Annotated in this window: 24 protein-coding genes; 12 read left to right on the forward strand and 12 right to left on the reverse strand. The window is 71.0% G+C overall.

Features of this window, described 5'->3' with window-relative positions; all coding sequences use genetic code 11:
* The first annotated feature begins 43 nt into the window (after window positions 1–43).
* The 5 genes from Q0Z83_RS35915 to Q0Z83_RS35935 all read left to right on the forward strand — a co-directional run bounded on the left by Q0Z83_RS35915 (window position 44) and on the right by Q0Z83_RS35935 (window position 5,029).
* Window positions 44–514 carry a glutathione peroxidase gene (locus Q0Z83_RS35915; protein WP_317787686.1) on the forward strand — a complete coding sequence of 157 codons (471 nt, stop codon included), beginning with the start codon at window positions 44–46 and terminating at the stop codon, window positions 512–514.
* Window positions 514–1,191, forward strand: a complete 678-nt coding sequence (locus tag Q0Z83_RS35920) for a DUF429 domain-containing protein (RefSeq protein ID WP_317787688.1) — start codon at window positions 514–516, stop codon at window positions 1,189–1,191. The genes Q0Z83_RS35915 and Q0Z83_RS35920 overlap by 1 nt, the downstream gene beginning before the upstream one ends.
* Window positions 1,192–1,293: 102 nt before the next feature.
* Complete coding sequence (locus Q0Z83_RS35925; protein ID WP_317787689.1) at window positions 1,294–3,147, forward strand: SCO2524 family protein; 1,854 nt, start codon at window positions 1,294–1,296, stop codon at window positions 3,145–3,147.
* A 2-nt stretch (window positions 3,148–3,149) separates the two neighbouring features.
* Entirely contained in the window at window positions 3,150–4,052 is a 903-nt protein-coding gene (locus Q0Z83_RS35930) for an SCO2523 family variant P-loop protein (protein ID WP_317787691.1), read from the forward strand.
* Window positions 4,049–5,029 carry an SCO2522 family protein gene (locus tag Q0Z83_RS35935; protein ID WP_317787692.1) on the forward strand — a complete coding sequence of 327 codons (981 nt, stop codon included), beginning with the start codon at window positions 4,049–4,051 and terminating at the stop codon, window positions 5,027–5,029. Before Q0Z83_RS35930 ends, Q0Z83_RS35935 begins: the two co-directional genes overlap by 4 nt.
* A gap of 2 nt (window positions 5,030–5,031) precedes the next feature.
* On the opposite strand, the gene Q0Z83_RS35940 is transcribed toward Q0Z83_RS35935, so the two are convergent.
* Window positions 5,032–5,979 (reverse strand): DUF6879 family protein, encoded by a 948-nt coding sequence (locus tag Q0Z83_RS35940; RefSeq protein ID WP_317787693.1) that lies wholly within the window; start codon window positions 5,977–5,979, stop codon window positions 5,032–5,034.
* Complete coding sequence (locus Q0Z83_RS35945; RefSeq protein ID WP_317797213.1) at window positions 5,976–6,905, reverse strand: SCO2521 family protein; 930 nt, start codon at window positions 6,903–6,905, stop codon at window positions 5,976–5,978. Before Q0Z83_RS35945 ends, Q0Z83_RS35940 begins: the two co-directional genes overlap by 4 nt.
* A gap of 153 nt (window positions 6,906–7,058) precedes the next feature.
* On the opposite strand from Q0Z83_RS35945, the gene Q0Z83_RS35950 reads away from it, so the two are divergent.
* Window positions 7,059–8,039, forward strand: a complete 981-nt coding sequence (locus tag Q0Z83_RS35950; protein ID WP_317787694.1) for an FAD-dependent oxidoreductase — start codon at window positions 7,059–7,061, stop codon at window positions 8,037–8,039.
* Here Q0Z83_RS35950 and Q0Z83_RS35955 read toward each other — a convergent pair.
* The 4 genes from Q0Z83_RS35955 to Q0Z83_RS35970 all read right to left on the reverse strand — a co-directional run bounded on the left by Q0Z83_RS35955 (window position 8,002) and on the right by Q0Z83_RS35970 (window position 13,271).
* On the reverse strand, window positions 8,002–8,781 hold the full coding sequence (locus Q0Z83_RS35955; protein WP_317787695.1) for a GNAT family N-acetyltransferase: 780 nt from the start codon (window positions 8,779–8,781) through the stop codon (window positions 8,002–8,004). The two genes, Q0Z83_RS35950 and Q0Z83_RS35955, sit on opposite strands and share 38 nt — an antisense overlap.
* Before the next feature lie 55 nt (window positions 8,782–8,836).
* Window positions 8,837–9,649 (reverse strand): pyrroline-5-carboxylate reductase, encoded by an 813-nt coding sequence (gene proC, locus Q0Z83_RS35960; RefSeq protein WP_317787696.1) that lies wholly within the window; start codon window positions 9,647–9,649, stop codon window positions 8,837–8,839.
* A gap of 135 nt (window positions 9,650–9,784) precedes the next feature.
* Entirely contained in the window at window positions 9,785–10,813 is a 1,029-nt protein-coding gene (locus tag Q0Z83_RS35965) for a 6-phosphofructokinase (RefSeq protein ID WP_317787698.1), read from the reverse strand.
* Window positions 10,814–11,006: 193 nt separating this feature from the next.
* A complete protein-coding gene (locus Q0Z83_RS35970; protein WP_317787699.1) occupies window positions 11,007–13,271 on the reverse strand; it encodes an ROK family protein in 2,265 nt (754 codons plus the stop codon).
* 248 nt (window positions 13,272–13,519) lie between these two features.
* On the opposite strand from Q0Z83_RS35970, the gene Q0Z83_RS35975 reads away from it, so the two are divergent.
* A complete protein-coding gene (locus Q0Z83_RS35975; protein WP_317787700.1) occupies window positions 13,520–14,788 on the forward strand; it encodes an MFS transporter in 1,269 nt (422 codons plus the stop codon).
* A gap of 17 nt (window positions 14,789–14,805) precedes the next feature.
* Window positions 14,806–16,590, forward strand: a complete 1,785-nt coding sequence (locus tag Q0Z83_RS35980) for a glycoside hydrolase family 3 protein (protein WP_317787701.1) — start codon at window positions 14,806–14,808, stop codon at window positions 16,588–16,590.
* 264 nt (window positions 16,591–16,854) lie between these two features.
* On the opposite strand, the gene Q0Z83_RS35985 is transcribed toward Q0Z83_RS35980, so the two are convergent.
* Entirely contained in the window at window positions 16,855–18,333 is a 1,479-nt protein-coding gene (locus Q0Z83_RS35985; RefSeq protein WP_317787702.1) for a DHA2 family efflux MFS transporter permease subunit, read from the reverse strand.
* 101 nt (window positions 18,334–18,434) lie between these two features.
* On the opposite strand from Q0Z83_RS35985, the gene Q0Z83_RS35990 reads away from it, so the two are divergent.
* Window positions 18,435–19,076, forward strand: coding sequence for a TetR/AcrR family transcriptional regulator (locus Q0Z83_RS35990; protein WP_317787703.1), 642 nt, complete (start codon window positions 18,435–18,437; stop codon window positions 19,074–19,076).
* Here the strand turns inward: Q0Z83_RS35990 and Q0Z83_RS35995 are convergent.
* Window positions 19,033–19,551: a polyadenylate-specific 3'-exoribonuclease AS gene (locus Q0Z83_RS35995; RefSeq protein ID WP_317787704.1), complete on the reverse strand. Its 519-nt coding sequence runs from the start codon at window positions 19,549–19,551 to the stop codon at window positions 19,033–19,035. The genes Q0Z83_RS35990 and Q0Z83_RS35995 overlap by 44 nt on opposite strands.
* A 34-nt stretch (window positions 19,552–19,585) precedes the next feature.
* A complete protein-coding gene (locus Q0Z83_RS36000) occupies window positions 19,586–20,440 on the reverse strand; it encodes a phosphotransferase enzyme family protein (RefSeq protein ID WP_317787705.1) in 855 nt (284 codons plus the stop codon).
* 248 nt (window positions 20,441–20,688) lie between these two features.
* Here Q0Z83_RS36000 and Q0Z83_RS36005 point away from each other — a divergent pair, with 248 nt between their 5' ends.
* Window positions 20,689–21,366 (forward strand): Crp/Fnr family transcriptional regulator, encoded by a 678-nt coding sequence (locus Q0Z83_RS36005; protein ID WP_373871036.1) that lies wholly within the window; start codon window positions 20,689–20,691, stop codon window positions 21,364–21,366.
* On the opposite strand, the gene Q0Z83_RS36010 is transcribed toward Q0Z83_RS36005, so the two are convergent.
* Window positions 21,363–22,037 carry a lysophospholipid acyltransferase family protein gene (locus tag Q0Z83_RS36010; RefSeq protein ID WP_317787706.1) on the reverse strand — a complete coding sequence of 225 codons (675 nt, stop codon included), beginning with the start codon at window positions 22,035–22,037 and terminating at the stop codon, window positions 21,363–21,365. The two genes, Q0Z83_RS36005 and Q0Z83_RS36010, sit on opposite strands and share 4 nt — an antisense overlap.
* Before the next feature lie 142 nt (window positions 22,038–22,179).
* Here Q0Z83_RS36010 and Q0Z83_RS36015 point away from each other — a divergent pair, with 142 nt between their 5' ends.
* Window positions 22,180–22,977: a DUF308 domain-containing protein gene (locus Q0Z83_RS36015; RefSeq protein ID WP_317787707.1), complete on the forward strand. Its 798-nt coding sequence runs from the start codon at window positions 22,180–22,182 to the stop codon at window positions 22,975–22,977.
* Between the two features lie 34 nt (window positions 22,978–23,011).
* Window positions 23,012–24,439: an alpha,alpha-trehalose-phosphate synthase (UDP-forming) gene (locus tag Q0Z83_RS36020; RefSeq protein ID WP_317787709.1), complete on the forward strand. Its 1,428-nt coding sequence runs from the start codon at window positions 23,012–23,014 to the stop codon at window positions 24,437–24,439.
* Here the strand turns inward: Q0Z83_RS36020 and Q0Z83_RS36025 are convergent.
* Complete coding sequence (locus Q0Z83_RS36025) at window positions 24,422–25,198, reverse strand: alpha/beta hydrolase (protein ID WP_317787710.1); 777 nt, start codon at window positions 25,196–25,198, stop codon at window positions 24,422–24,424. The genes Q0Z83_RS36020 and Q0Z83_RS36025 overlap by 18 nt on opposite strands.
* Complete coding sequence (locus Q0Z83_RS36030; RefSeq protein WP_317787711.1) at window positions 25,195–26,514, reverse strand: flavin-containing monooxygenase; 1,320 nt, start codon at window positions 26,512–26,514, stop codon at window positions 25,195–25,197. The genes Q0Z83_RS36025 and Q0Z83_RS36030 overlap by 4 nt, the downstream gene beginning before the upstream one ends.
* Window positions 26,515–26,520: the final 6 nt, after the last annotated feature.

A 26,520-nucleotide genomic window follows, 5' to 3' on the forward strand; every position in this document is an offset into this window, starting at 1 on the left:
CGACGGCGTGCAATCAGGCGGACACGGCCGGTAGTCTTCCGTCATGACCATCTTCGACGTCAAAATTGGCGCCCTCACCGGTGGCGCGACCGAATTGGACCGTTACCGCGGCAAGGTCGTGCTGGTGGTCAACGTGGCCTCGCGATGCGGACTGACCCCGCAGTACGCGAAGCTACAGAACCTCTGGGAGACCCATCGCGACCGCGGCCTGGTGCTGGTCGGCGTGCCCTGCGACCAGTTCGGCGGTCAGGAGCCCGGCACCGCCGAGCAGATCGACGAGTTCTGCCGGGTCAACTACGGCGTGACCTTCCCGGTGACCGAGAAGGTGGAGGTCAACGGACCGGGCCGGCACCCCCTCTACACCGAGCTCGTCGGCGACGGCGCGGACATCTCGTGGAACTTCGAGAAGTTCGTGGTCGCCCCGGACGGGACCGTCGCGGCCCGGTTCGAACCGGGCACCCAGCCGGACGACGCGGAGCTCGTCGCGACGATCGAGAAGCTGCTGCCGCACTGATGAGCATCCACGTGATCGGCGTCGACGCGTACGCGCTCGGATGGGTCGGCGTCGAACTGCGCGACGGGGCCTTCGGGCGCGCCGTCCTGGCCGCCACCCTCTACGAGATCGTCGCCGGCAGCTCCGGCGCCGCGGTGATCGGCGTGGACATCCCGCTCGGCATGCTCCCCGACCGCTGGCGGGCCGCCGACACCCTGGCCGCCGACCAGCTCGGCCCGCGCCGCGGCAGCGTCTTCCGGGTGCCGCCCCGGGCGGTCTGGCAGGAGCCCGACTTCGCCTCGGCCAACCGGCTCTGCCGGGAGCTGACCGGCGCCGGGCTCAGCCGGCAGTCCTGGGCGCTGCGGCCCAAGCTGCTGGAGGCGAACGCGATCTGGGAACGGCACCCGGGTCTGCTCTTCGAGGCCCATCCGGAGGTGTCCTTCCGGACCATGGCCGGCGAGCCGTTGCCGCACGCCAAGAAGACCTGGAGCGGGCAGGCACGCCGCCGTGAGCTGCTGGCCCGCAACGGCATCGTGCTGCCGGACAAGCTCGGCCCGGCCGGGCAGGCCCCGCCCGACGACATCCTGGACGCGGCCGCCGTCGCCTGGACCGCCCACCGGGTCGCCACCGGGGCGGCGCTCAGCCACCCCAGCCCACCCGAGGAGGAGAACGGCAGTCGGATCGCGATCTACTACTGACATCGAGAAGCGCGGATAATAAGCGTCATCGCTACATCGCCCCCGGCGTCTGCTTTGTATACTGACGCCGGGTTTCGCCACGGGAGTAGCAGGTGACCGCGCATGAAGGTTGATCCCCGGCAGCAGCTTCTGGAGATCTGGCGGGCGGTGATCGAGCACTCGTACCGTGACGGCGAGTGGCATTGGGGCGGTCGCGACGGCCGCAACTCGATCAGCGACGCGGAGCAGTTGCTCTGCATCCTCGGGCCGGCCACCGCGATCGACACGTTCGGTCTGGACTCGCCCGGCCGGATCAGCGAGGACCTGCTGGACGTCCTGAAACCACTCGGCGGCGTGATGGACGGCCCGCTCGCCCTGCTCGAAGCGGTGGAGGCTTACCTCACGGCCTACACGGACGAGAACAACACCCCGATCTTCGCCGCGGAGAGCTACTTCCGAAACCCGGTCGGCGCGGACCCGGCCGAGCTGAGCCCGGAGCAACTGGCCCAGCCGGTCGTCGACTCGTTCGCCATCTCGATGGCGCTGTCGCTGGCCACCATCGGGTTCGCCCGGGAGTTCCGCAAGAACCTGAAACGGCGCAGCTCCCGCGCGGACATCGACCGCCTGGTGGAGATGGCGAGCAGGCGTCTCTCGGCTGCCATGGTGGGCCTGCTGCGCAGTTTCACCGTCAACATCTTCGACGTGGACTCCCGCGACGGCCGCGCCCTCATCCGGACGGTGAACCAGCGCGGGCTCTCCACCCGGCGCATCGTCCCGATGATCCAGCAGTCTCTGGAGGACGTGCGGAACAGCCTGCGCACCATCACGATCGGCTCCGGCGCCAACCTGGCCGATGACCTCGACCATCCGGATCGCCTGTTCGAGTGCGGCTGGAGTTGGGGCGTCGTCCGGGACGCGCCGGTGATCGAGACCAGTGAGCAGATCGGCCGGCAGCTGTCCGGCCGGGCCGAGCCCGCGCCGTACATCTACTTCACGACCGTGGCCCTGGACGCCATCGAGGCACTGTCCGCTCCGCGCACCCAGCGGCTCGGCCTGCTCAACGAGGAGCAGCAACGACTCGCTCAGGGCCTCCGGCTGCGCTGGGACCTGACCCAGTCGTACTGGTCGGCCATCGCCGTGCCGGCCGGCAGCGGACTCCGGTGGCCACTCGAGGACATCCCCTGGCAGCGCACCACCGAGAAGGAGTCGGAGTACTTCTCCCTGCACGTCTCCTCGATCGTGGTGCAGGACCTGGTCCGTAAACGGGCCGGCAACGTCGACCTCAACCGGGTCGGCCGGGTGCTGCAGAGCCTGGCCGACCGGGCCCGGATCACCAGCCGGGTCTACGCCGGCGACAAGAGTTACCGGCTGCACGCCCCCGGCTTCCCGATCAACCTGGGTGGCAGCGGCGATCTCGACGAGGCCCGGCTCACCTGGGTGATGTCGGACTTCGCGCCGTTGCTGCTCAAACGGACGATCAGCCTGGCCGAGTTGCTCGGCGCCTCGACGATGCGTAACGAGATGATCGATCTCGCCGACGACATCTGGGACCATCTGGACGCCCGGCGGCTGACGAAGACCCGGCACGGCCTCTGGGATCAACCTCGCCGGGTCTTCGAGGACTTCGAGGACACGTTCGAGGATCCGTCGTGGTACCACACGAAGCGGATCACCGACTGCCTGATCACCGCGGCCGAGGTCATCCGCAAACCGCCGCCGCGCAGCGAGCCGGTCGCCGCCCTCGCCAACGACCTGCTCAGCGAGGCCGAGCACCTGTACGACCAGGAGCTGCTCCAGGGCTCCCCGAACAGCGGCCACGCGATGCAGGCGGAGATGCAGGCGCTGGCGGCCAAGCTCGAACGCGGGCGCTCGGTCCTCGACAAGCAGCCGGGGACGGCCTATGCCCTCGCCAATTTCGTACTGGTGGCGCTGGACCAGTTCGCGGCGGCCCGTAGCGACCTCGACAGCGAGTCCTGACCATGCTGGTCTTCGCGACCTCGGACAAGGGCGGCACCGGGCGGTCGGTGACCACCAGCAACGTGGCCTATCAGAGCGCGCTCGCCGGCTACGACGTCTGCTATCTCGACTTCGACTTCGGCTCGCCGACCGCCGGTTCGGTCTTCGACATCGACGCGGGCCGGCTCGGCGTGCTGCACGGCGGGCTGCACTCGTACCTGCTGGGCGAGGTGACCGAGCCACACCGGATCGACGTCTTCGCCGAGACCGAGCGGGAGAGCGTCAAGGTCCGGGACCGCCACGCCGGCAAGTTGTTCCTGCTCCCCGGCGACCTCGGCATCGGTGAGTTCCCGAGCAGCGACGGCGTGGTCAGCCGCTGCACGGAGATACTGGAGTTGCTGGTCAGTCAGTTCCACATGTGTTTCGTCGACCTCAGCGCCGGGCGGTCCTACGCCCTGCAGATGGCGCTGGAGGCCGCGCGCCGGCTGCCTGACGTTCGGACCCGGTGGCTGGTCTATCACCGGTGGACCAAGCAGCACGTCATCGCGGCCGCCTCGCTGGTGCACGGCCGGCACGGCATCCTGGAGGCCGGCGAGGACCTCGGCTACAACCGGGACGAGTTGCTGGCGTCGTTGCGCTTCGTGCGGACCGCCCTGGTCGACCCGGCTCGGCCCGGCCTGACCTCGCAGCAGTCCGTCTGGATCGCCGAGTGGGACAGCCGCCTCCAGGCCATCGCCGAGAGTGCGAACGCCGGACCGCCCTGGATGCTGCACACCGTCCCGCTCGACCCGGTCCTGCAGTGGCGCGAGCAGCTGATCACCGCCCATGACGTGACGACGATCGGTATCGCCAACGAGCGGACCGCCGAGGCGTTCCAGCAACTGGCCCGGCTGCTGCACAACGACAAGGCGTGGGAGGTGCGGTGACCGGGCCGCACACGACGTTCCAGGAGTGGTCGGCCCAGCCACGTATCGAGCGGGTGCCCCTGTCACACGTCTCGATCGAGCTGGGGCACCTCTACCGGGAGGACTTCGCGGGCGGCATCGAGCTGCTGCGCCGGCATTTCCGGGAGATCAAGCCGTGGGTCGCCGCCGCCCGCGACCGGGCCGCCGCGCTGGCCGGGCCGGGCAGACGCCCGCGGATCAGCACGTGCTTCCTGATCGACGACTACTTCAGCGCGTTCAGCACTCCCGACGAGGTGATCGGCCGGCTGGTCGAGGCGGCCGGCGACAACGGGCTCACCATCGACTACGTGGCCCGGGAGGCCGGCTGCGCCGAGGCCGGCCCGGTCCGGCCCGCCGAGCTCGTGCTCGACCGGCTGGTCAACGAGCCGCCACCGGGCACCGACGGTCTCAAGCCACCGGCGGCGGCGAGCGGCTGGGTCACCAACGGCGACCGGCCGCCCGGCTCTTCCGCGCAGCCGGCGATGGCCCGTCGCCCGGCCTGGCAGCCCCCGACGGAGAACGCCAAGAGCCTGCACTCGATCTACCTGGCGGTGGAGATCTTCTCGCGGAAGCCGGAGGGCCGGCAGTGGTCGTGCCCGTTCCTGGCCGCGGTCTGGCAGTTGCTGCGGCTCGGCATGTTGCGGGACAACGGACGGCCGGTGGCGGCCCCGCAGCCGGCCGGCGAGCGGCTGCCGGCCACGTGGGAGTCGATGCCGGCGGTCCTGCGGCTCAACCCGGACGCCCAGCCGTTCAGCGCGTACCGGACGCTGTCGGTACTGGCCCGGCAATTCCAGAACATCGAGGCGGCGGTCGGGGTGGTGCTGGGCCAGGTCGCCGTCGACGAGGAGGTCCACCAGCAGGTCCGGATCCGGGCCGAGGAGGAGGGCGTCGTGCTGCCCGAGGGCCTGGTGCAACGGATCTCGTACGTCTTCGACGGCGACAGCAACCGGGTGCCCTGAGATCAGCGGGGCTGCGCCGCCTCCCACAGCTCCCGGAAACGTTCACTGTGGTCGGTAACGCTGTTGGTCCGCAGCAGCAGTCTGGTGTTGACGACGATCGGCGGGATGTTGCCCGGCCGGGCCATCAGCTCGTAACTGATCACGTCGTCGAAAAGGATGAAGTCGAACAATGAGGTACGACGAAGCTCCGCGGCCGTGGCGCCGTGCAGCACCCGGACCTCGACGCCGATGTCGGCGTGCCGCCGGCAGATCTTCTCCAGCGCGCTCTCGCTGCCGGGGCCGGGCTGGTCCTCGATGAAGATCCGGCGGATCCGCACGCCGCGCTGCACCGCGTACCGCTGGGCGTCGAGGTAGCGCTGGCCCAGGTCGGTGTTCCACAGGCCACCACCGTCCACCGTGGTCAGGCTGGTCGCGTCGATCGACTTCTCCGCCGAGTGGGTGAGGCTGAGCAGCCAGTCCCGGTCCTCGCCCTCGTAGATCGTCTCGACCCCGTCGCCGAGCCCCTTGAGGAACTCCGACATCCGGTCGAGCTCCCGCTGGGCGAGCCGGTGCACGAGCTCCGGCAGGTGCGTGGTGATCTTCGTGGAGTGCCGGACCAGCCGGGCCAGCGACTCGGTCTCCACGGCGCATTCCTCGATCAGGTGGAACAGCTCGGTGGCCTCGCTGATCGCCCGGAACCGTTCGTCGACACAGGCCTTTATCTGCCGGGACTGCTCCTCCTGGCTGAGCTGGACCTCGCGCAGCCGGCCCTCGAACGAGACCAGGAACTGCACCACCAGGGCCGAGCCACCGACCAGCACCGACAGCGTTATCGACAGCAGCGGATCCTTGTCGGCCAGGTTCGTCAGGACGAAGGCCACCCCGCCGGTGACCAGGGCGATGACGACCTTACGCATCACTTTGGACAGCCGGCGCACCGACTCGTCGGCCGGCACGGTCAGCCCGCTCATCGGGGCACCCCTGGTCTGTCCCGCTCGCGGAGCGTACTGACGGCCATGTGGTCACGGATACGGTTCACCGAGGTGTGCCACTGGTGGTCGAAGCCGGCGAGCCGGTCGAGCCGGTCCCAGAGGTCCCGGGCGCCCCGGCTCAGACGAAAACCGGGCGTCCACAGGTGCAGCAGGTGGTCGACGGCGGGCTGGATCCGGTCCACCACGGCACCCTCCGACGGCCCGGTCAGCGGCGCGCGGCTGAGGATCGCCTCCAGTGTGGTGAGCAGCCAGTCGTGCAACGCCAGGCTTTCGCAGAGGGTCACCACGTCGGCGAGGTCGCAGGCGCTCGTGGCGATTCGCACGGTCCGGTGCAGCGGGGAGTCGACGCGGAAGTGCAGCTCCTCCTCGCCGGCGCCGAGCAGGGCGGCCCAGCGCAGAGTGATCCGGTCACTCGGGACCGCGACCTTCCGGGCGAGCTGCACCCCGGACCGGGCCCGGATGGCGGTGCGCTCGGCGATCGGGGTGAGATCGAGCCCGGACGGCTTCGGGGCGCCGGCCAGGAAGGCCGCGGCCATCGCCTCTTCCTGATACCTACCGATGATCTGGAGTGTGCCCGGGCGGGCCAGGTAGTGGGACCAGAGCACCCGGCGCGAGTACCGGCTCCGCTCGGCCACCGTGCGGGCCGACGCCTGGAACGCGTGACCGCCGGTGAGCACGGCCCGGGTGGCGACCGTGCCGATCCCCCGCACGCCACGGTCGAGAGCGGCCGGGACCTGACAGTCCACACCCTCCAGTCGCTCGGGCGAGACGACGTAGGAGATCGGACGGTCGGAGCGGATCACCGGCGCCCCGGCGGTGAGGCCGAGCATGCGCTGCGCGGCATCGGCGGGCACCGCTGCGGAGGTAGGCAGGAGGGACGTGAGCACCTCACCCAGAACCAACATCACCCCGTGCCCGCTCCTGTCCGGCGAATCGTTCCAAGGCTCGATTGGACCGCACCGTTCTAAATAACGCAACGCTCCAGAGCTGTCACCATACGTGTTCACGGCAAGTTAACGAGAGTCGATGGGGTGGTCCGGTTCGCCTAAAATGTATGCATGATCGTCAACGCGGACGTGGTCGTTCTGGGCGCCGGCGTCTCCGGGCTCACCTGTGCGATCCGCCTCGCCGAGGCGGGCTTCCGGGTCACTGTGCACAGTGCCGATCCGCCGGCCCGCATCACGTCCTACGCGGCCGGCGCCATCTGGGGCTGTTACCTCGTGGCGCACGACCGCGGTGTGGACTGGTCGCTGCGCTCGCTGGAGATCTTCCGTGACCTGGCCCGCGAACCGGCCGTCACCGGGGTCCGGATGACCTCGGGCGTGGTGGCGAGCCGGGGTGATCTGAAAGCCGACCATCCGGGGCCGGGCGCCGAGGATGTGCAGCCGGTGACGAGCACGGCGACGCTGCCGCCCGGGTTCACCAACGGCTGGTGGTATCGGGTCCCGCTGATCGACATGGTCGTCTACCTGGCCTATCTGACCGCCCGGCTCGACGACTGCGGGGTGCGGGTGCAGGTCGGCGGCCGGGTCACCCCGGAGCAACTGCCGCGGCTCGGCACGACCGTGGTCAACTGCACCGGTGTGGACGCCGGTGACGTGGTGCCCGGCGATCCGGTGCGCCCGATCCGCGGTGATCTGCTGGTGGTCGGCAACCCGGGGATCGACACGTTCTTCGTGGAGCACGACGACGACCGCGACGGGCTGACCACCTATGTGCTGCCGCACGGCGACCGGGTGATGCTGGGCGGCAGCCGGACCGACGGCGACTGGTCACGGCAGCCCGATCCCGAGCGGGCCGAGCAGATCCTCCAGCGCTGTGTGGAAGCCGAGCCGCTGCTGGCCGGGGCGCGGGTGCTGGACCACCGGGTCGGCCTGCGCCCGGCGCGTAAGAGATTGCGGGTCGAGGCGGACGGCCGCCATCCACACGTCATCCACAACTACGGGCACGGCGGCGCGGGCGTGACCCTCTCCTGGGGGTGCGCCGACGAGGTGCTGGCGCTCACAGGCGCCGCAGCACGTACCACCCGTCGTTGTTGAAGCCCGTCACCACGAACCCGGCGGCATCGGCCTCGGCGAAACCGGCACGGACGCCGAGCCGCCAGGCATGCGCACGGGCCGGGTCGTCCAGTCGGAGACGCTCGATGTCCACCGGGGTGGGCACCAGCCGGTGGAGCCCGTCACCGCAGTCGAGCACCGCGGCGGGCCGCTCGGCGAAATCCCACCTGTCGGCGACCACCGGAAAGGTGACCGGCGCTGGGCCGACAGCGCCGGGCACGGCGTGGACGTCCCAGTCGACCACCAGCCGGTCGGTCTCGTCGTTGTCGTTGAGGCCGTCGTTGAGCTCGCCGTAGTAGCTCTTCTCATAACCCAGCACTCGGCCGCCCAGTTTGGCCAGGTTGAAGTGCGCGTTGCGGCGTACCAGCGGGTCGTAGGTCCACCGGATCCGGGCGAAGCCCTCCTTCGCCGCCCACTCGGCCTGGTGCCGTTTCAGCTGGTAGCCGAGTCCCAGGCCCTGGCTTTTGGGGTGCACGCCGGCGATGTGCGAGTGCAGGTGACCACCGTGCGGCCCGCGCAACGCGACGGCGCCGCCGACCATCACACCCTCCAGGTACATCCCGACCACGTAACACCTGGCGTCCACCATGGCCCGCAGCGTGGACGGGTTGATCAGGTCGAGGTGGGTGTCGGCGTTCCAGATCTGGCAGAACACATCGACCAGTCGCTCGAGCTCGTCGATGCTGGTGAGTTCACGGAACTCCACTGCCTGCTCAGAAGCCATGACGGATCACCCAGTCACTCAGACGCACGGTGGTTTCTACTGTCAACCTACGCGGTCAACCGGCCGCTTCGGCGATCTGACGGGCTCGGTCGCGCGCCGCTTCGGCCGCGGTGAGCAGCGCCGATCGTACGCCGTGCCGCTCCAGCTCACGCAGGGCGGCGGCGGTCGTCCCGGCCGGGGAGGTGACCGCCTCGCGGAGCTTCACCGGGTGCTCGCCGGAATCACGGAGCATCATCGCCGAGCCGACCGCGGTCTGCACCACCAGTTCGTGAGCGACCGTGCGCGGCAGCCCCAGCTGGACGCCCGCGTCGATCAGGGCCTCGACCATCAGGTAGAAGTAGGCCGGCCCGGATCCGGACAGCGCCGTGACGGCGTCCTGCTGGTACTCGGGCACCCGGACCGTGGAGCCGAGTGGCTTGAACATCTCCTCGGCGATGCTCAGATGGTCGTCGGTGGCGTGCGGGCCGGCCGAGATCGCGGTCATCCCCTGGTCGACGGTGGCCGGGGTGTTGGTCATCACCCGGATCACCGGGGTGCCCTCGGCCAGCCGGGACGCGAAGAAACCGGTGGGCAGCCCGGCACAGAGTGACACCACCAGGGTGTCGGCGGAGATCCGGCCGCCGATCTCGTCGAGGAGCGCCGCGGCGTCCTGCGGTTTGACCGCGATCGCCAGCACTCCGGCCCGCTCGACGGCGGTGGCGTTGTCGACGACGGGCACGCCGTACCGCTCGGTCAGCTCCGCGCCGCGCTCCGGGCGACGGGCGGTGACCAGCAGGTTCTCCGCGGGCCGACCGGAGCGGAGCAGACCGGCGACGACGAGTTCACCGATCTTGCCGGCCCCGAGGACCGCGACGGTGTGCTTGGGCAAAGCGGGCTCCTTACGAGACGACCAGAAACGGCTGGTTCTCTGTGCTGTCTCCGGCCCGCGGAGACAGCACAGAGAACCAGCCGAAGAAGAGCCGGATGCCAGGAGCGGACCGCCCCCGGCATCACGACGGGTGGATCAGCTGCCGAAGAAGACCTCGGCCTCTTCGTAGCGCTCCAGCGGAACGGTCTTCAGCTCGCCGGTGCCCTCGATCAGCGGGATCCGGACGACGTCGGTGCCCTGCAGCGCGACCATCTTGCCGAAGTCGCCCTCGTGGACGGCGTCGATCGCCTGGAGACCGAAGCGGGTGGACAGCACCCGGTCGAACGCGGTCGGGGTGCCACCGCGCTGGATGTGACCGAGGACGACCGTGCGGGCCTCCTTGCCGGTCTTCTCCTCCAGCTGCTCGGCGAGCCACTGGCCGATGCCGCCGAGGCGGACGTGGCCGAAGCTGTCGAGCTCCTGGTTGTGCAGCACCATCTGGCCGTCGAGCGGCTGGGCGCCCTCGGCGACGACGACGATCGGCGCGTACTCCACCTGGAAGCGCTTGGTCACGTAGGTCGCGACCTGCTCGACGTCGAACTGGCGCTCGGGCAGCAGGATGACGTTGGCGCCACCGGCCAGGCCGGCGTGCAGCGCGATCCAGCCGGCGTGGCGGCCCATGACCTCGACGACGAGGGTGCGGTGGTGCGACTCGGCGGTGGTGTGCAGCCGGTCGATGGCCTCCATCGCGATGTTGACCGCGGTGTCGAAGCCGAAGGTGTAGTCGGTGCCGTTCAGGTCGTTGTCGATCGTCTTCGGCACGCCGACGACGTTGACGCCCAGCTCGGAGAGCTTGGTGGCGACGCCGAGGGTGTCCTCGCCGCCGATCGCCACGAGCGCGTCGACACCCTGCTCGGCCAGGTTCGCCTTGATCCGCTCGACACCGTTCTCGATCTTGAACGGGTTGGTGCGGGACGAGCCCAGGATGGTGCCGCCGCGCGGCAGGATGCCACGGACCTCCGCGATACCCAGCGGCTTCGTCAGACCCTCCAGCGGGCCCTTCCAACCGTCGCGGAACCCGACGAACTCGTGGCCGTAAGCGGTGACGCCCTTACGGACGACGGCCCGGATGACCGCGTTGAGACCGGGGCAGTCGCCGCCACCGGTGAGCACGCCGATACGCATTTTTCTTCCCCCTGGATCGGGTAGCGAGATGCGGATAGCCCGTCGAGGCCCCAGGGACGATTTCGTCGGCAGCGTTGCCGGCCCGGGGCGGGCCGCACCCGAACTGTAGTCGCCGTACCTGAGCCACCCGACGGCGGCCCACTAAAGCCGGACAGTTTCGATGCGGTCACGGCGCCGCGACGGAACGGCAACCTCACAACAGCGACTCGATCGCCCCCAGCGCCTCGACATCCCGGCCGAGAGCTGCGGGAACCACGCTGAGCGCGGCCGCCGTGGCCGGAGGGCAGTGCCGTTGGAGCGCCTCCCGAACCCCGTCGACGACAAAACCGCCGGGCTCGGTGAACCGGCCGCCGACCACCACGACGGCCGGATCGAAAACCGACACGAGCGGAGCGACGGTACGCCCGATCAGCCGGCCCGCGTCGAGCAGAGCGCGCTGGGCCGGACGGTCCCCGGCGGCGGCCCGGGCCAGCAGCCGACCCTCGTCCGGCGGCCCGCCGTCGGAGATCGCCGCGAAGTAGCCGGGCGACAGGAACGCGCTCAGACATCCCCGCTTGCCGCACAGGCAGAGCGGGCCGACCTCGCGGACGTTGAGGTGCCCGACCTCTCCGGCGTACCCGATCGCACCGGGATACGGCCGCCCACCGGCCACCAGACCGGCTCCGGTGTACTGGTCGCAGCTCAGGTAGAGCACGTCCCGGGCGCCCCGGGCGGCCCCTCGGCGGCTCTCCGCCAGCGCCGAGAGCTGGGCGTTGTTGGTGACCAGGGCCGGACCGCCGAGGACCGCGGCGATCTCCTCGGCCGGCGAGAACCCGGCGAACATGGTCAGCACACTGCGCGAGCTCAGATGCCCGGTGACCGGGTGCACCGGGGCCGGCATGCTCACCGCGAACCTGATCCCCGGGCCCCGCCGCTCGCCGTGCGCGTCGAGTAGCTCGCGCACGAACCCGGCGGTGTCCCGCATGATCGCCCGGCCGTCCATCGACGGCGGCATGTCCCGGTACCCGGTCCACCGGATCTCACCGGTGCCGCCGGTGGCGATCACCCGGACACCGTCGCCGCCGATCGCCACGCCGACCAGCAGCTCACCCGGCGTGACCAGACGGAAACACGGTGACGGCCGTCCGGCGCGTGGCCCGTCGGCCGGGCAGCGCTCGACGACACCGTCCCGAACCATCCCGTCCAGCAGGGTGGCCACCGCGGCCCTCGGCAGAAGGGTGCGTTTGACCAGCTCACTGCGGGTGGCCTGACCGAGCGTCCGGATCGCTTCGACAAGAATGCCTCGGCGCACGACCCGCTCCCGCTCCCCCGACGAGACACCTTTCCCGATCGGCTCGGCGTCCGCGGTGGTCACGGTGGGTGAGACCCGGGCGAGGGTACGGCTACCACGCGCCGCCGGAGTGGCCCGCAGCCCCGCCCAGAGCGCGCCGAGCAGCCCGGCCCGGTCGCCGAGTGTCCCGGCCCGGATCGCGGTGCCGGCCGCCACCTCGGGTTGGGCGTAGCGCCGCAGCGACTCGCCGACCGCGGTGACGATCGGCCCGTCCGCCTCGATCAGTGGCCCGTCCAGCACGATCAGAGCCGGGTTCACGGTGTTGGCCAGGCCCGCGACGACCCGCCCGATCATCCGGCCGGCGTCGGCGAGGATCCGCTCGGTGGCCTCGTCGGTGCGGGACGACTCGACCGCGCGGCCGGCGCTGACCGGCTCGCCGAGTGCGGCACCGAGGGCGGCGAGGATGGCCGGGACTGAGGCGATGGTGTCCAGGCAGCCCCGATTGCCGCAGCGGCAGAGCGGGCCGATCTCGTCCATCTGGACGTGCCCGATCTGCCCGGCCGCGCCGTGCGCCCCGTGGTGCAGCACGCCGCCGAGCAGCAGACCGCAGGTGATCACCGAGCCGATCCGCAGGTAGCAGACGTCGGAGTGGCCGGCCGCGCACCCGTAGCCGACCTCGCCGAGAAGGCTCAGCTCGGCGGTGGTGCGGACGATCACCCGGCGGCCGAGGCGCTGCTGCAGGCCGGCGGCGAGGGCGGGGTCCTGGCCGGCGCCGAGGCCGAGCACGACCGACCAGGCCGGGCCCTCGATCGTCGTCTCGCACTCGGCGATCAGCAGGGCGAGGCTGTCTAGATCGTTGCGGGACAGGTGGTGTTCCGCGAGGATGCGTCCGGTGAGGTCGGCGCTCGCCGCCCGTACCCCCTGGGTGGTGACGATCGCGCCCACCACCCCACCCGCAGCCGGACCGAGAGTGATCGACCGGGCGGGACGCCCGGCGCGGGCCCCGTCCGGGACCGCGGCGTCCTCGGCCAGGAGACCGGCCGTGAGCAGCTCGGCGACCAGGCCGTCAATGGTCATCCGGGCCATGCCGGTGCGGCGGGCCAGGTCGGAGCGGGTGCTGCGGCCGGCCTCGCGGACGGCGGCCAGGAGCAGGTCCCGGCGGACCTGATGCACCCGGCGGCCCGACATGAACCCAGTTTTGCCGAACCTGGACTTAATTATCGGCGGATTGCGACACCGGTCACACCCAGGAGCGGGCAAACCGGGCGGCAGTAACGCGAGACACCGGCAAATCACAGCGTTGAGCAGGCCTTTTCGGCTCTGGTTCGGCGCTAATCAACTCGATACGTTCAGCGAACAAGGCGTTAACACAACACCGGAGCCGGCCCGGTGCCCTTCGCTCTTTCGTTTCCCCCTTTTTCGTTCCGAGGTGTGCGATGACGACTGTCCAGCCCCGCCCGCCGGCCACCACTGCGACCGTTCCCGACGCGCCGACCAGACTCATCGTCGCGATGGCGCTCGCGCAGCTCGGCGCGTACCTGACGATCCTGACCCCGGTCATCGTCACGATGTCCATCCGGGTCGCGCAGATCGCCCCCGACGACAAGGCGGCCGCCCTCGGCACCGTGCTGTCCGTCGGCGCCGTCCTCGCGCTGATCGGCAACCCGTTCTTCGGCGCCCTCTCCGACCGCACCACCTCCCGCTTCGGCCGCCGCCGCCCGTGGCTGCTCGGCGGCATGGTCGTCGGCTTCGCCGGCCTGCTCGTCGTCGCGCTCGGCAGCAGCATCGGCGTCCTGACCGCCGGGTGGGCGCTCGCCCAGCTCGGCGTCAACGCCACCCTCGCCACCCTGACCGCGCTGCTGCCCGACCAGATCCCGGCCCAGCAGCGCGGCAGGGTCAGCGGCATCCTCGGCCTGATGACGTCGGTCGCGATCCTGGCCGGAAGCGCGCTCGCCGCCGCCCTGGCCGGCAGCGCCCTGCTGATGTTCGCCGTCCCGTCCGCGATCGGCGTCGCCACCGTGGCGCTGCTCGTCGTCGTCCTCAAGGACCGCCCGGCCGAGAAGGGGCACTTCGCGCCCTACCGGTTCAGGGAGTTCCTGCACACCTTCTACGTCAGCCCGCGACGGCACCCCGACTTCGTCTGGAACATCGTCAGCCGCTTCCTGATCTGGATGGGCCTGGCGTCGGTCACCACCTACCAGGCCTACCTGCTGATCGACCGGTTCGGGTACACCACCGACAACGTGGCCACCGGCATCCTGCTCTCCACCCTGGTCAGCACCGGCGGCCTGGTCGTCGGCTCCGCGGTCGGCGGCACCCTCTCCGACCGGCTCGGCCGCCGCAAGCCGTTCGTGCTCGGCGCCGGCCTCGTGGTCACCGCCGCGCTCGTGGTCATCGCGTTCGCCGGCAGCTTCGCCGTCTTCCTCGCCGCGTCCCTGATCTTCGGGCTCGGCCAGGGTGTCTACCTCGCGGTCGACCTGGCGCTCGCCACCGACGTGCTGCCCGACCCGGACGACGCCGCCAAGGACATGGGTGTGCTCAACATCGCCAACGCGCTGCCCCAGTCGCTCGTGCCGATCCTGGCCGCGCCGATCCTCGCCGTCGGCAGCGGCGACGGCGCCAACTACAGCCTGCTCTTCCTGTGCGGCGCGGCCGTCGCCATCACCGGATCCCTGCTGGTCCGCATGGTCCGCGGCGCCCGCTAGCCCTTTTGGAGAACCTGATGCACCCCTACCAGAACGCCGCGCTGCCCGTCGAGGACCGGATCACCGACCTGCTCGGCCGCCTCACGCTGGCGGAGAAGGCGGGCCTGATGTTCCACACGATGATCGCGGTCGACCCGGACGGCACGATCGCCGACGGCAACGAGATGATCCCGTCCGCGTCCGCCCTGCTCGAAGGCAAGCTGATCAACCACGTCAACATCCTGACCTTCGCGCCGGTCCCGCCGGAACGGCTAGCGCAATGGCACAACCGGATCCAGGAGATGGCGGCGGGCATCGGCCACGGCATCCCCGTGACCGTCTCCACCGACCCCCGGCACGGCGTCATCGACAACCCCGCGGCGTCCGCGGCGGCCGGCGGCTTCTCCGCGTGGCCGGAGCCCATCGGGCTCGGCGCGACCAAAGACCCTTCGCTGGTACGGGAGTTCGCCGACACCGTCCGGCAGGAGTACCTGGCCACCGGCATCCGCGTCGCGCTGCACCCGATGGCCGACCTCGCCACCGAGCCGCGCTGGGCACGCACCAACGGCACCCTCGGCTCGGACGCCGACATGGTGTCCACGCTGATCCGCGAATACGTGCTCGGCCTGCAGGGCGACACGCTCGGCCCGTCCTCGGTGGCCGCGATGGTCAAGCACTTCCCCGGCGCCGGGCCGCAGAAGGACGGCGAGGACGCGCACTTCCACTACGGGCGGGAACAGGTCTACCCGGGCGGCATGTGGGACCACCATCTGAAGCCGTTCGAGGCCGCGTTCGAGGCGGGGGCGGCGCAGGTCATGCCCTACTACGGGATGCCGGTCGGTACGTCGTACGAGGAGGTCGGGTTCAGCTTCAGCCAGGGCATCATCGACGGGCTGCTCCGGCAGCGGTACGGCTTCGACGGCGTGGTCTGCACCGACTGGGGGCTGGTCACCGACGCGGTGATCATGGGCTCCGACATGCCGGCCCGCGCCTGGGGTGTGGAACACCTGGACCGGCACGCCCGCGTCCTGCGCATCCTGACCGCCGGCGCTGACCAACTCGGTGGCGAGCACTGTCCGGAACTGATCGTCGACCTCGTGACCGCCGGCCGTCTCCCGGAGGCCCGGATCGACGTCTCGGCCCGCCGGCTCCTCCGCGACAAGTTCCGGCTCGGCCTCTTCGACGACCGACGCTACGTGGACCCGGCGGCCGCCGCCCGCATCGCCGGCCGGCCGTCCTTCCGTGCCGCGGGGCTGGCGGCCCAGCGCCGCTCGATAGTCCTCCTCACCAACCACCCCGCCTCCCCTTCTGCCGGCTCGGGCTCTCCGGCGGCGACGCTTCCGTTGGCGGAGGGCGTCCCGGTGTATCTGGACGGCGTCGACCCGGGCGTGGCCGCGGGGTACGCGAAAGTCGTCGACGATCCGGCCCTGGCCGATGTCGCGATCGTCCGGCGGGCGGCGCCCTACGACCCGCGCGGCGGCGGGTTCGAGGCGTTCTTCCACGCCGGGCGCCTGGAGTGGACCCCGGACGAGCTCGCCCCGCTACTCGAACTGGCCGCCACTCTCCCGACCGTCGTCGACGTCCGGCTGGACCGCCCCGCCGTCCTCACCCCGCTGGCCACCACCGCGGCCGCCCTGACCGGCAGCTTCGGCTCATCGGACGAGGCCCTGCTGGACGTGCTGTTCGGCCGCTCACCCGCCACCGGGACGCTGCCGTTCGAGCTTCCGTCCTCGATGGCCGAGGTGGAGGCGTCCCGCGAGGACGTCCCCAACGACACCGCCGACCCGCTGTTCCCCGACAACCACGGTCTCCGGCTGCCCTGACCCTCCGCCACACGAACGCCGGCCACCCCACGGGATGGCCGGCGTTCGCCGTCGCCCGGCCGGCCCGCGACAGCGCCGGAACCGGCCGGGCGACGGGGTGACGGTGAGGGCCGCATTCAGCCCGGCGGTCGCCGGGCGGTCCGGACCACCGCCTGCATCGCGCGGTAGGTGGGGACGGGTGGTTGCGGTCGGGGGCCGGGCACGGCGTACCGGAAAAGGACGATGCGCCCCGCCGGCCCGCAGCGGAGCGCATCGTCGTGGTTCTCAGTGGGCCATCGCGGGCGGGGCGTCGGGGTCGACGTCCAGGGGGCCGGTGCGGAAGAGGACCGCGGCGACCACGGCGGCGAGCACGAAGAAACCGGCCGACCACCAGAAGACCGTGTGGTAGCTCTCGATGGCGGCCTGCGCCTGGAGCAGCTGGGACGGCTCCTTGCCGGACACGTAGTCCTCGGCGGCGCTGGCCGCGAAGGAGCTGAGCAGGGCGGTTCCGATGGAGCCGCCGATCTGCTGGACCGTGTTGATCATCGCGGAGGCCACACCCGCGTCGCGGTGCTCGACGCCGGAGGTGGCGGCGTTCTGGGTGGGCGCGAAGACCAGGCCCAGGCCCAGGCCGATGATGATCAGGCCGGGGAGGACGTCCGCGGCGTACGTGGAGTCGAGGTCCAGGCGGGTGAGCAGGAGCATGCCGGCCGCGGCGACCAGGGCGCCGACCGGCACCAGCGGGCGCGGGCCGATCTTCGGGGCCAGCATCGAGCCGGCGGCGGTGGCGGTGAGCATCACGGAGCCGAGCATCGGCAGGAAGGCGAGACCGGTCTTGATCGGAGTGAAGCCGAGGATGCCGGCGAGGAAGTAGGTGAGGAAGAGGAAGATGCCGAACATGCCGGCGCCGGCGATCGCGATCGAGGCGTAGGAGCCGCCGCGGTTGCGGTCGAGGACGACGCGCAGCGGCAGCAGCGGGTGCTCGACCTTGCGCTCGATGACGACGAACGCGATGAGCAGGGCCACGCCGGCGGCGATCGGGCCGAGGGTGAGCGCGTCGGTCCAGCCGTCGGTCTCCGCGTTGCCGAGGCCGTAGACCAGGGCGACCAGGCCGGCGACGGCGGTGACGGTGCCGGGGACGTCGATCCGGCCGTGCGCGGGGGTGGGCTCGTCACGCAGCTTCAGGAACGCGCCGGCCACCGCGATCGCGGCGATCACCAGGTTGACGTAGAGGCACCAGCGCCAGGACACGTACTCGGTGAGGACACCACCGAGCAGCAGGCCCATGCCGCCGCCGGCGCCGGAGATGGCGCCGAAGATGCCGAACGCCTTGCCGCGCTCGGCGGGCTCGGTGAACGTGGTGGAGAGCAGCGACAGGGCGGCCGGGGCGAGGGCCGCGCCGAAGGCGCCCTGCAGCGCACGGGCGAAGATCAGCAGCTCGAGGTTCTGAGCGGCGCCGCCGAGCGCGGAGGCCAGGGCGAAGCCGATCAGGCCGATGACGAACATCCGCTTGCGGCCGAAGAAGTCGGAGAGCCGGCCGCCGAGCAGCAGCAGGCTGCCGAAGGCGAGCGCGTAGCCGGTGACCACCCACTGCCGGCCGAAGTCGTCGAAGCCGAGGTCGGCCTGTGCGGTGGGCAGCGCGATGTTCACGATCGTGGCGTCCAGCACCACCATCAGCTGGGCCAGGGCCAGCACCACCAGGGCCCACCAGCGCCCTGTCTCACGTTGTGCCGGCTGTGGCCGATCAATAACGGTGCTGCTCATGCGCGGAGCCTTCCGAAGCTAAGTTGAGGTATGTCCTCCACTTCGGCAGGCTAGCAGGAGAAGTTGAGGAGTTACCTCCACTTAGTTGTAGGCTTGGCCACATGCCACTTCGCCGCGACGCGCAGCGCAATCGGGAGCGGATCGTCGAGGCCGCCGGCGAGGTCTTCGCCACCAGGGGGTTCGCCGCCACCCTCGACGACGTGGCCCATCACGCCGGGGTCGGGGTGGGCACGGTCTACCGGCGGTTCCCCACCAAGGAGGAGCTGATCGACGCGGTCTTCACCGACCGCCTGGAGGACCTCGTCACGCTGGCCGAGGAGGCCCTCGCCGCCGAGTCGGCGTGGGAGGGGCTGACCGGGTTCCTGCGCACGTCGGCGCGGTGGCACGCGGCCGACCGCGGGCTGCGCGACGCCGCGCTGAGCATGGGCGAGCAGCATTTCAAGCAGGCCGGCGAGCAGATCGTGCCGCTCCTGGAGCAACTGATGGAGCGGGCGCACGCCGAGGGCACGCTACGGATCGACGCCGGCTTCCACGACTTCCCGATCATCATGGCCATGGTGACCGAAATGGCCCAGCACAGCGAGGGATGCCGGCCGGGCCTCTACGAGCGCTATCTGGAGATGGTGATCGACGGCCTGCGAGCCCGGCCGGGCAACGGCGCGCTCGGCGCCGCGCCGACCGAGACCGACGTCCAGGCCGTCATGCGGGGCTGTGTCCCCCCGATGAGGTCTTCGCGGTCATAGCGTTCCACCGGGCCAGGTTGTGCTTGGCGTCGACCAGGGCGTCGTGCCGGCCGGCCATCTCCGGCAGGTGCGGGCGGCCCAGATCGTCCCAGCGCTGGCGCAGGTCCTTGGTGAAACGGGGGATCTCCCGCGGCAGGGCCGGCATCGCGCCCCACAGCTGGGCGAGCGCCACGTGGTCGTACGCCGCATACCACGCCCAGAGCTCCATCTGCTCGCCCCGGCCGCGGATCGGCTCGGTCAGGAACTCGTAGAGGTCCGCACGGATGCGCTCGCGGCTGCGCCACGCCTTGTCCGACGGGGAGGGGAGCTTGTCGAGGACGTTGCGGCGCACCCAGGGCACGGCTCGGGTGTCGTCGAACTCGGTGCTGACCGCGTAGAACTCGCGGCCGAACTCGTCGACGACACCGATCGAGACGAGGTCGACGATCCGGCCGTCCTCGATGAACTCGCAGTCGTAGAAATAGCGATATGACATCCCGAGCATCCTCGCCCATAGCCGTACGGTCATGTCATCCGGGCATGGCCTCCAGCGCCTCCCTGGCCTTACCCAGACCGTGCGGGCAGTCGTGGCGGGCGGCCAGGTCGGCCTGGAGCGCCCAGCGCAGCCGCAGGAGCACCGGCAGGGCGGCCTCCATCTCGTCGGCGCCGACCGGCCCCGACGCGAGGTATCCGTCGAGGAACTCGCCGGCGTGCTCGGCGCCGCCGGCGTAAGCAACCGCGGCGGCCACGTCGTGCACCAGCGGCCCGGTCCCGCCGGCCCCGCAGTACAGCAGGCCGGACCGGCCGGTCGCCGGGTCGAGCACGAACATCTCCGGCGCCGGGTCGCCGTGCAGCACCCCGGAGGTGAGGTGATCGGTCACGGTGAGCCGGGTGGCCGCGGTGATCGCGGCGGTCACCGTCTTGCGCAGCCAGGGCTCCGCGTCGAGATGCGAGCCGTCCAGGTCGAGAGGCTGCCAGGGCCGCAGGCCCGGATGGCGAAAACCCTGGAGAGCCCGGTGTACGGCACCCAGGCGCTCGCCCCACCACTGCTGGTCGACCGGGTCCCGCCCGTCGAGCCGCCGGCCCGGGATGCGGCGCAGGACGGCGAGCGCGCCGTGCGGGGTGGCCACGGTGAGGGCGCCGCCGAGGGTGCGGACCGGCTCCCCCGCGTCTATCCGGTGGCCGCGCAGGTGCATCGCCACGGCCAGCCCGGCCTCCATCCGGTGCCGCGCGCTCGCCTCGACCAGGCGTGCCACGTAGGTCACGGCGCCCGCGACGAACTCCCAGCCGCGCGACAGCATGGTCAGCGGAAGCTCGATCATCTCGGACGGGAGGAGGTGCCACTGGTCGCGCAGGGTCGATCGAAGAAAGTCATCATCCGGCACCGCGGGATTATCTCGACACTTGGCACCAATGCGACGGACAGACAGGGCGACAGTAACTCAGAGAGATTGACGGTTTACAGAAAGCAACCGAAGGGACATGATCGTACGAGGCGAGCTTCAATGTCCGTTTTGAAAATGGCGTTCGGAGCACGCTTCGTGCTAAGAGTGATCGTTCGCGTCGTGGGGCCGGCGCCGTCGGCCGTCGGCGTGTCCTCACCGGGGGAGGGGATAGCGCCGTGGACCATCGCATGCCGGATCCCGGCGACGCGCTCACCGGAGTCGACATGTTCGCCGGTCTCGAGCCGGAGGTGCGCCAGCGCGTCATCGCCGCCGCCGTCCCACGCCACTACCGCAAGGGGCAGATCCTCTTCGTCGAGCACGACCCCGGCGACTCGCTGATCATCATGAAGCGGGGCGCCGTCGCCGTCTTCCGGACCGCCCCCACCGGCGAGCGGGCCGTCCTGACCGTGGTCCGACCACCCGACGTGCTGGGCGAGGTGTCCCTGCTGGACGCCTCCACCCGCAGCGCCTCGGCCGAGGCCATCGAGGACTCGCAGGCGCTGTCGCTGTCCCGGGTGGCCTTCATGGAGCTGGTGCACTCCAACCCGCGCATCCTGGACGCGGTGATGCGTTCGGTCGGCGGCCTGATCCGCCGGCTCACCGAGCAGAACGCGGATCACGTCTTCCTCGACCTGCCCGGCCGGGTGGCCAAGACCCTGGTCCGGCTCTCCGGCGAGAGCCAGGCGCCGATGATCACCATCGAGCTCAACCAGAGTCAGCTCGCCGAGATGGCCGGCGGCTCCCGGCAGAGCGTCAACCAGGCGATCGGCTCCTTCGCCAGCCGGGGATGGCTGCGCACCGAGGGCCGGCGCATCGTCGTCACCGATGTGCAGGCCCTGCGCCGCCGCGCCGGGATGACCGGCTAGGCGGCCGCCTTCAGCGTGGACGCGTAGACGTCGACGTACTCACGGCCGGAGAGGGCCATCAGCTCGTACATGATCTCGTCGGTGATCGCGCGCTCGACGAAGCGGTCGCCGCGCTGGTCGGCGTAGCGGGAGAAGTCGAGCGGCTGACCGATTCTGATCCGGACCCGCTTGACCGCCGGGATCAGCGTGCCGGTCGGCTGGATCTCGTCGGTGTTCAGCAGGGCCACCGGGACGACCGGGGCGCCGCTCTCCAGGGCCAGCCGGGCCACGCCGGTCTTCCCGCGGTACAGACGCCCGTCCGGCGAGCGGGTGCCCTCCGGGTAGATGCCGGCGATGTTGCCCTCCTTCAGCACCCGCAGCAGCGTGTCCAGAGCCGCCTGGGCCGCCTCGCCACCCGATCGGTCCACCGGGATCGTCCCCGCGCCGGTGAAGAACATCCGCGAGAACCAGCCCTTGATCCCCTTGCCGGTGAAGTATTCGGCCTTGGCGACGAAGGTCACTTTCCGCCGCATGATCAGCGGGGTGAAGATCGAGTCAGAGAACGAGAGGTGGTTGCAGGCGAGAATGACCGGACCGGATCGGGGCACGTTCTGCAGGCCCTCCACCTTGGGGCGGAAGACGAGTCTCAGGACCGGCCCGAGGAGCACCAACTTCAGCAGCCAGTAGAACACTGACGTCCTTTCGACGGATGCCACCGTGCGTTTGGGGCGACAGGAAGCGTACGAAGCGGGAGCGGCGCGCCACAACGCACTCCCGCAACAGGTGCCTGCCGTGTCACCATTCAAGGCACGGTCGGCAAGGGGGTGTGCATCGGTGACAGCGGGTGGCGCCCGTCGCGGGCGGCGCGACAACGGGCTCGACGCCGCCGACTTCGCGGCGGCGGGAGATGTCGATCCACGTATCGGCGAGCATCTGCTCGACGTGCTCGCGGCCGGCGGCATAGCGGCTTACCTACAACCGACGGCCGATCTCAATCCGGTTCTACGGGCGACGACACTGCCCGCGCGGCCGGTCGATCGGCTGTTCGTGGACCGTACTCATCTGGAGACCGCCAAGGAGCACCTGCAGAAGGTGACCGGCGGAGTCCCGCCCACCCCGCCGGCGCCGCCGGCACCCACCCCGAAGCCGCAGGCCGAGGTGGACGAGGAGTGGGCCAAGATCATCGCGGGGTTCCACACCACCGTCGACGCCGAGACGACGCCGTGGCCGGCGGCCGAGGACGACCCGGGCCCGCCGCCTCCGCCGATCCGCTCGATCACCGAGGAGGGCACGCCGCACAACCGGCGGCGCACCGACCCGAAGGACGAGCCGTCGATCCTCTACGGACTCGACACGTTCGGCACCGACCTGCCCGCTGAGGACGACGAGGAGGAGCGGTACGTCCCGCCCCCTCCCCCACCCCTGCCGCGCATCTCGAAATACGCGGTGGCGGCTCTTCTGGGCATCACGATCGGCTTCGTGCTGTTCCTCTTCCCCCGGCTGCTCCCGATCGACTCCAACCTGGTCCAGGTCCTCGGGTTCGCCGCGATCATCGGCGGGGCGGCCACGCTGGTCTGGCGGCTGCGGTCCGGCGATGACGACGACGAATTCGACGACGGCGCCGTCGTATAGACAGATATTGGTGTCTGAGCAGTAACCTACGGTGATGCGTCAGAGTTCGCTCGTCGTCATCGCCAACCGTCTGCCCCTGGATGACAGCGCCGCGCCGGACGGCGCCTGCGAGTGGCGCCGCAGCCCAGGTGGCCTGGCCAGCGCCCTGCACGCGATCCTCGAGCAGACCCCGGCCACCTGGGTGGGCTGGGCCGGCGGGGTCGGCCCGGCACCGGCCCTGCCCGACCTCGGCAGCCTGCGGTTACGGCCCGTGTCACTGACCGAGGAGGAGTTGCGCGGCTACTACGAGGGGTTCGCCAACTCGACCCTGTGGCCGCTCTACCACGACGCGGTGCAGCAGCCGGTGTTCGATCGGGGCTGGTGGGAGACGTACCGGACGGTGAACCAGCGGTTCGCCGAGGCCGCCGCCGAGGTGGCCGAGCCCGGCGCCGCCGTCTGGGTGCAGGACTACCACCTCCAGCTGGTTCCGGCGATGCTCCGGGAGCTGCGACCCGACCTGCTGATCGGGTTCTTCCTGCACGTGCCGTTCCCGCCACCCGAGCTGTACATGCAGCTGCCCCGCCGGGTCGAGCTGCTACGCGGGATGCTCGGCGCCGACCTGGTCGGGTTCCAGCGGGAGCAGGCCGCCCACAACGTCGCCCAACTGGCCAAGAAGCTGCTGCAGGTGGAGGCCACCGACCGCGCCATCACGATCGACGGGCGGACCGTGCGGACCGGGGCGTTCCCGGTCTCCATCGACGTCGCCGAGATGCGGGCGCTGGCCACCCGGCCGGACGTGGTCACCCAGGCCCGGCAGCTGCGGCACGATCTGGGGCAACCGAAACGGGTGCTGCTCAGCGTCGACCGGCTGGACTGGACCAAGGGCATCGAGCACCGGCTCACGGCGTACAGCGAACTGCTGCGGGACGGGTTCGTGAAGGTACGGGACACCGTGATGGTCCAGGTGGCGGTGCCCAGCCGGGAGCGGGTGGAGAGCTACCGCGGCCTGCGTGACCGGATCGAGAGCGAGGTCGGCCGGATCAACGGCGAGTTCGGCCGGGTCGGTGAACCGGCCATCCACTACCTGAACCAGCCGTTCGCCCGGGCCGAGCTGGCCGCCCTCTACCAGACCGCCGACGTCATGGTGGTGACCCCGCTGCGGGACGGGATGAACCTGGTGGCCAAGGAGTTCGTGGCGGCCCGGGAGGACGGCACCGGCGCGCTGGTGCTCAGCGAGTTCGCCGGAGCGGCGGCCGAGCTGGAGCAGGCATTCCTGGTGAACCCGCACGACGTGGACGGGCTCAAGCAGACCCTGCTGCGGGCCATGGAGGCGGACCACACCGACCTGACCGCCCGGATGACGGCCATGCGGCGGCATCTGGCCCACCACGACATCATGGCGTGGGCCCGCGACTACCTGACCGCGCTGGACCACACCGGCCGGCTCGCCGACCGGCTGCCGCCGCTAGCCCGCCGGCGGTAGCTCCTTCTCCAGCCAGTCCAGGATCGCGTCGATCGGCTCGGCCCACTTCGTCTCGAGCATCAGGTAGTGGCCCATGCCCGGGAAGAGCAGCGGAGCGCCGCCGTACCGGGCCGCCGCCCGGTCCAGAGCCGGTCGTGGCACCACCCGATCGTCCGGGCTGCCCACCACCAGCATGGGCGGCCCGCCGACCGGCTCGGGCAGGCCGTCCCGGGCGAACAGCTCGGCCCGCGGGCGGGCGCCGATCCGCTCCAGGTGGGCCGCCGCCTCCTCGGCCGGCAGGTCCGGCCCGAACAGCTGCCGCCCGGAGAACTTCAGCCGGCCACCGAACAGGGCCGGCACGGTCCCGGCCGGGTTGCTGCGCAGCGCCGCCGACAGGGCCGCCCAGCCGTCCAGCACCGGCGCGATCAGGACGGCCGCACGAGCCGGGTAGCGGCCCAGCGCCCGGGCCACCACGCGGCTGCCGGTGCCGTGGCCGATCAGCACGGTCTGGCGCGGCAACGCGGCCGCCGTCTGGACCACGTCGTGGGCCTGGGCCCGCAGGTCGCCGCCCGGGCGCGGGTTGACCGCGTGGGCCGGGAAACCGCGGCTCGCGGCGTGCCCGATCCAGTGCTCGGCGAACGCCCAGGCGCCGTGGCCGAGGCCCGGTACGAACAGCAGCGGCGGACGGCCCTGGTCGTCGTCGGGCAGTTGGGACACGACCTCCCGGTCGGCCGCCGGGACCGGGTCGGACCAGTCCTCGAAACGCAGCAGCGCGCTCACTTCGCCGTTTCCATCCGAGTCAACAGGCTCTCCACGGCCTTCAGGTAGTCGACGTGGTCGACCTCGAACCAGTGCCTCGGCGTCGGCACCACCTTGCGGCGTGACCAGGACGCCAGCGGACGCTGCGACTCCTCTTTCTGCACCACGCCGGCCTTCTCCGGGTCGGTGTCGCGCAGCCGCAGCCAGCGGGCCACCGCGACGCTCTGCCAGTGCGCCAGCGGGAACAGCCCGGCCGACGGCTGGACCAGGCCGACCACGGCGAGCGTCGGATACTTCCGGGCGAACGCGTGCAGGTGCAGGTCGGGGCGGCCGTCCTCGTCGATGTCGAGCAGCTCCGGGGCGAGGAAGTCGAACCGCGGGCGGTACCCGGTGGCGGTGATCACCAGCTCCGGCTCGATCCGGCGGCCGTCGGACAACTCGACCGACGCGCCGTCGTAGCGGGTCACGTCCGGCACCGCCTCGATCCGGCCGTGCCCCAGGTAGTGCGGCAGCAGGCCGTTGACGATCGGGTGGCTCTCCAACGGGGCGTGATCGGGCGCCGGGACACCCCAGCGGGTCAGGTCTGCGGCCGACTTCCGGAACCGGCGGTCCCGCAGCCAGGCGGACATCCGGCGGTGGTAGACCTGATCGGCCGGGCGGTTGCCGAGGTATTTCGGGAAGTACCAGTAGCCGCGCCGGGTCGAGTGCCACACCCGGGTGGCGTGCTGGGCCGCCTCGACCGCGATGTCACAGCCGGTGTTGCCACCGCCGATCACCAGCACCCGGCGGCCACGCAGCCGGGACGGCTCCTTGTACGCGGCGGCGTGGATCACCTGGCCGGTGAAGTCACCGGGGATCTCCGGGGTGACCGGCGCCCAGTTGTGTCCGTTAGCGATCACCACGGCGGCGTACCGCTGCACCCGGGACGAGCCGCCACCCGTCGACTGGATCGTCACGTCCCAGCGGCCGTCACCGACCGGGACGATGGACTTGACCTCCATGCCGTACCAGATGTGCTCGCCCAGACCGAAGTGCTTCGCGTAGCGCTCCAGGTACTCGAGGACCTGACTGTGGTGCGGGTAGTCGGGCCAGGTGTCCGGCATCGGGAAGTCGGGGAACTCGGTGAGCGGCCGGGACGAGATCAGATGGGTGCCGGCATAGACCGGGCTGCGGTCGTGCCGCCAGTTCCAGGCGCCGCCGACCGAGGTCTCACGCTCGTAGCAGTCGACCGCGAAGCCCAGCTCACGCAGGTTCTTGATGGCGGTCAGGCCGCTGGCGCCGGCGCCGACGACGCAGACGGCGCCGCCACGGTCTCCGAGGTCCGGGGAGTCTTGCACCCGGCG

Source organism: Actinoplanes sichuanensis (assembly GCF_033097365.1).
Lineage (GTDB): Bacteria > Actinomycetota > Actinomycetes > Mycobacteriales > Micromonosporaceae > Actinoplanes > Actinoplanes sichuanensis.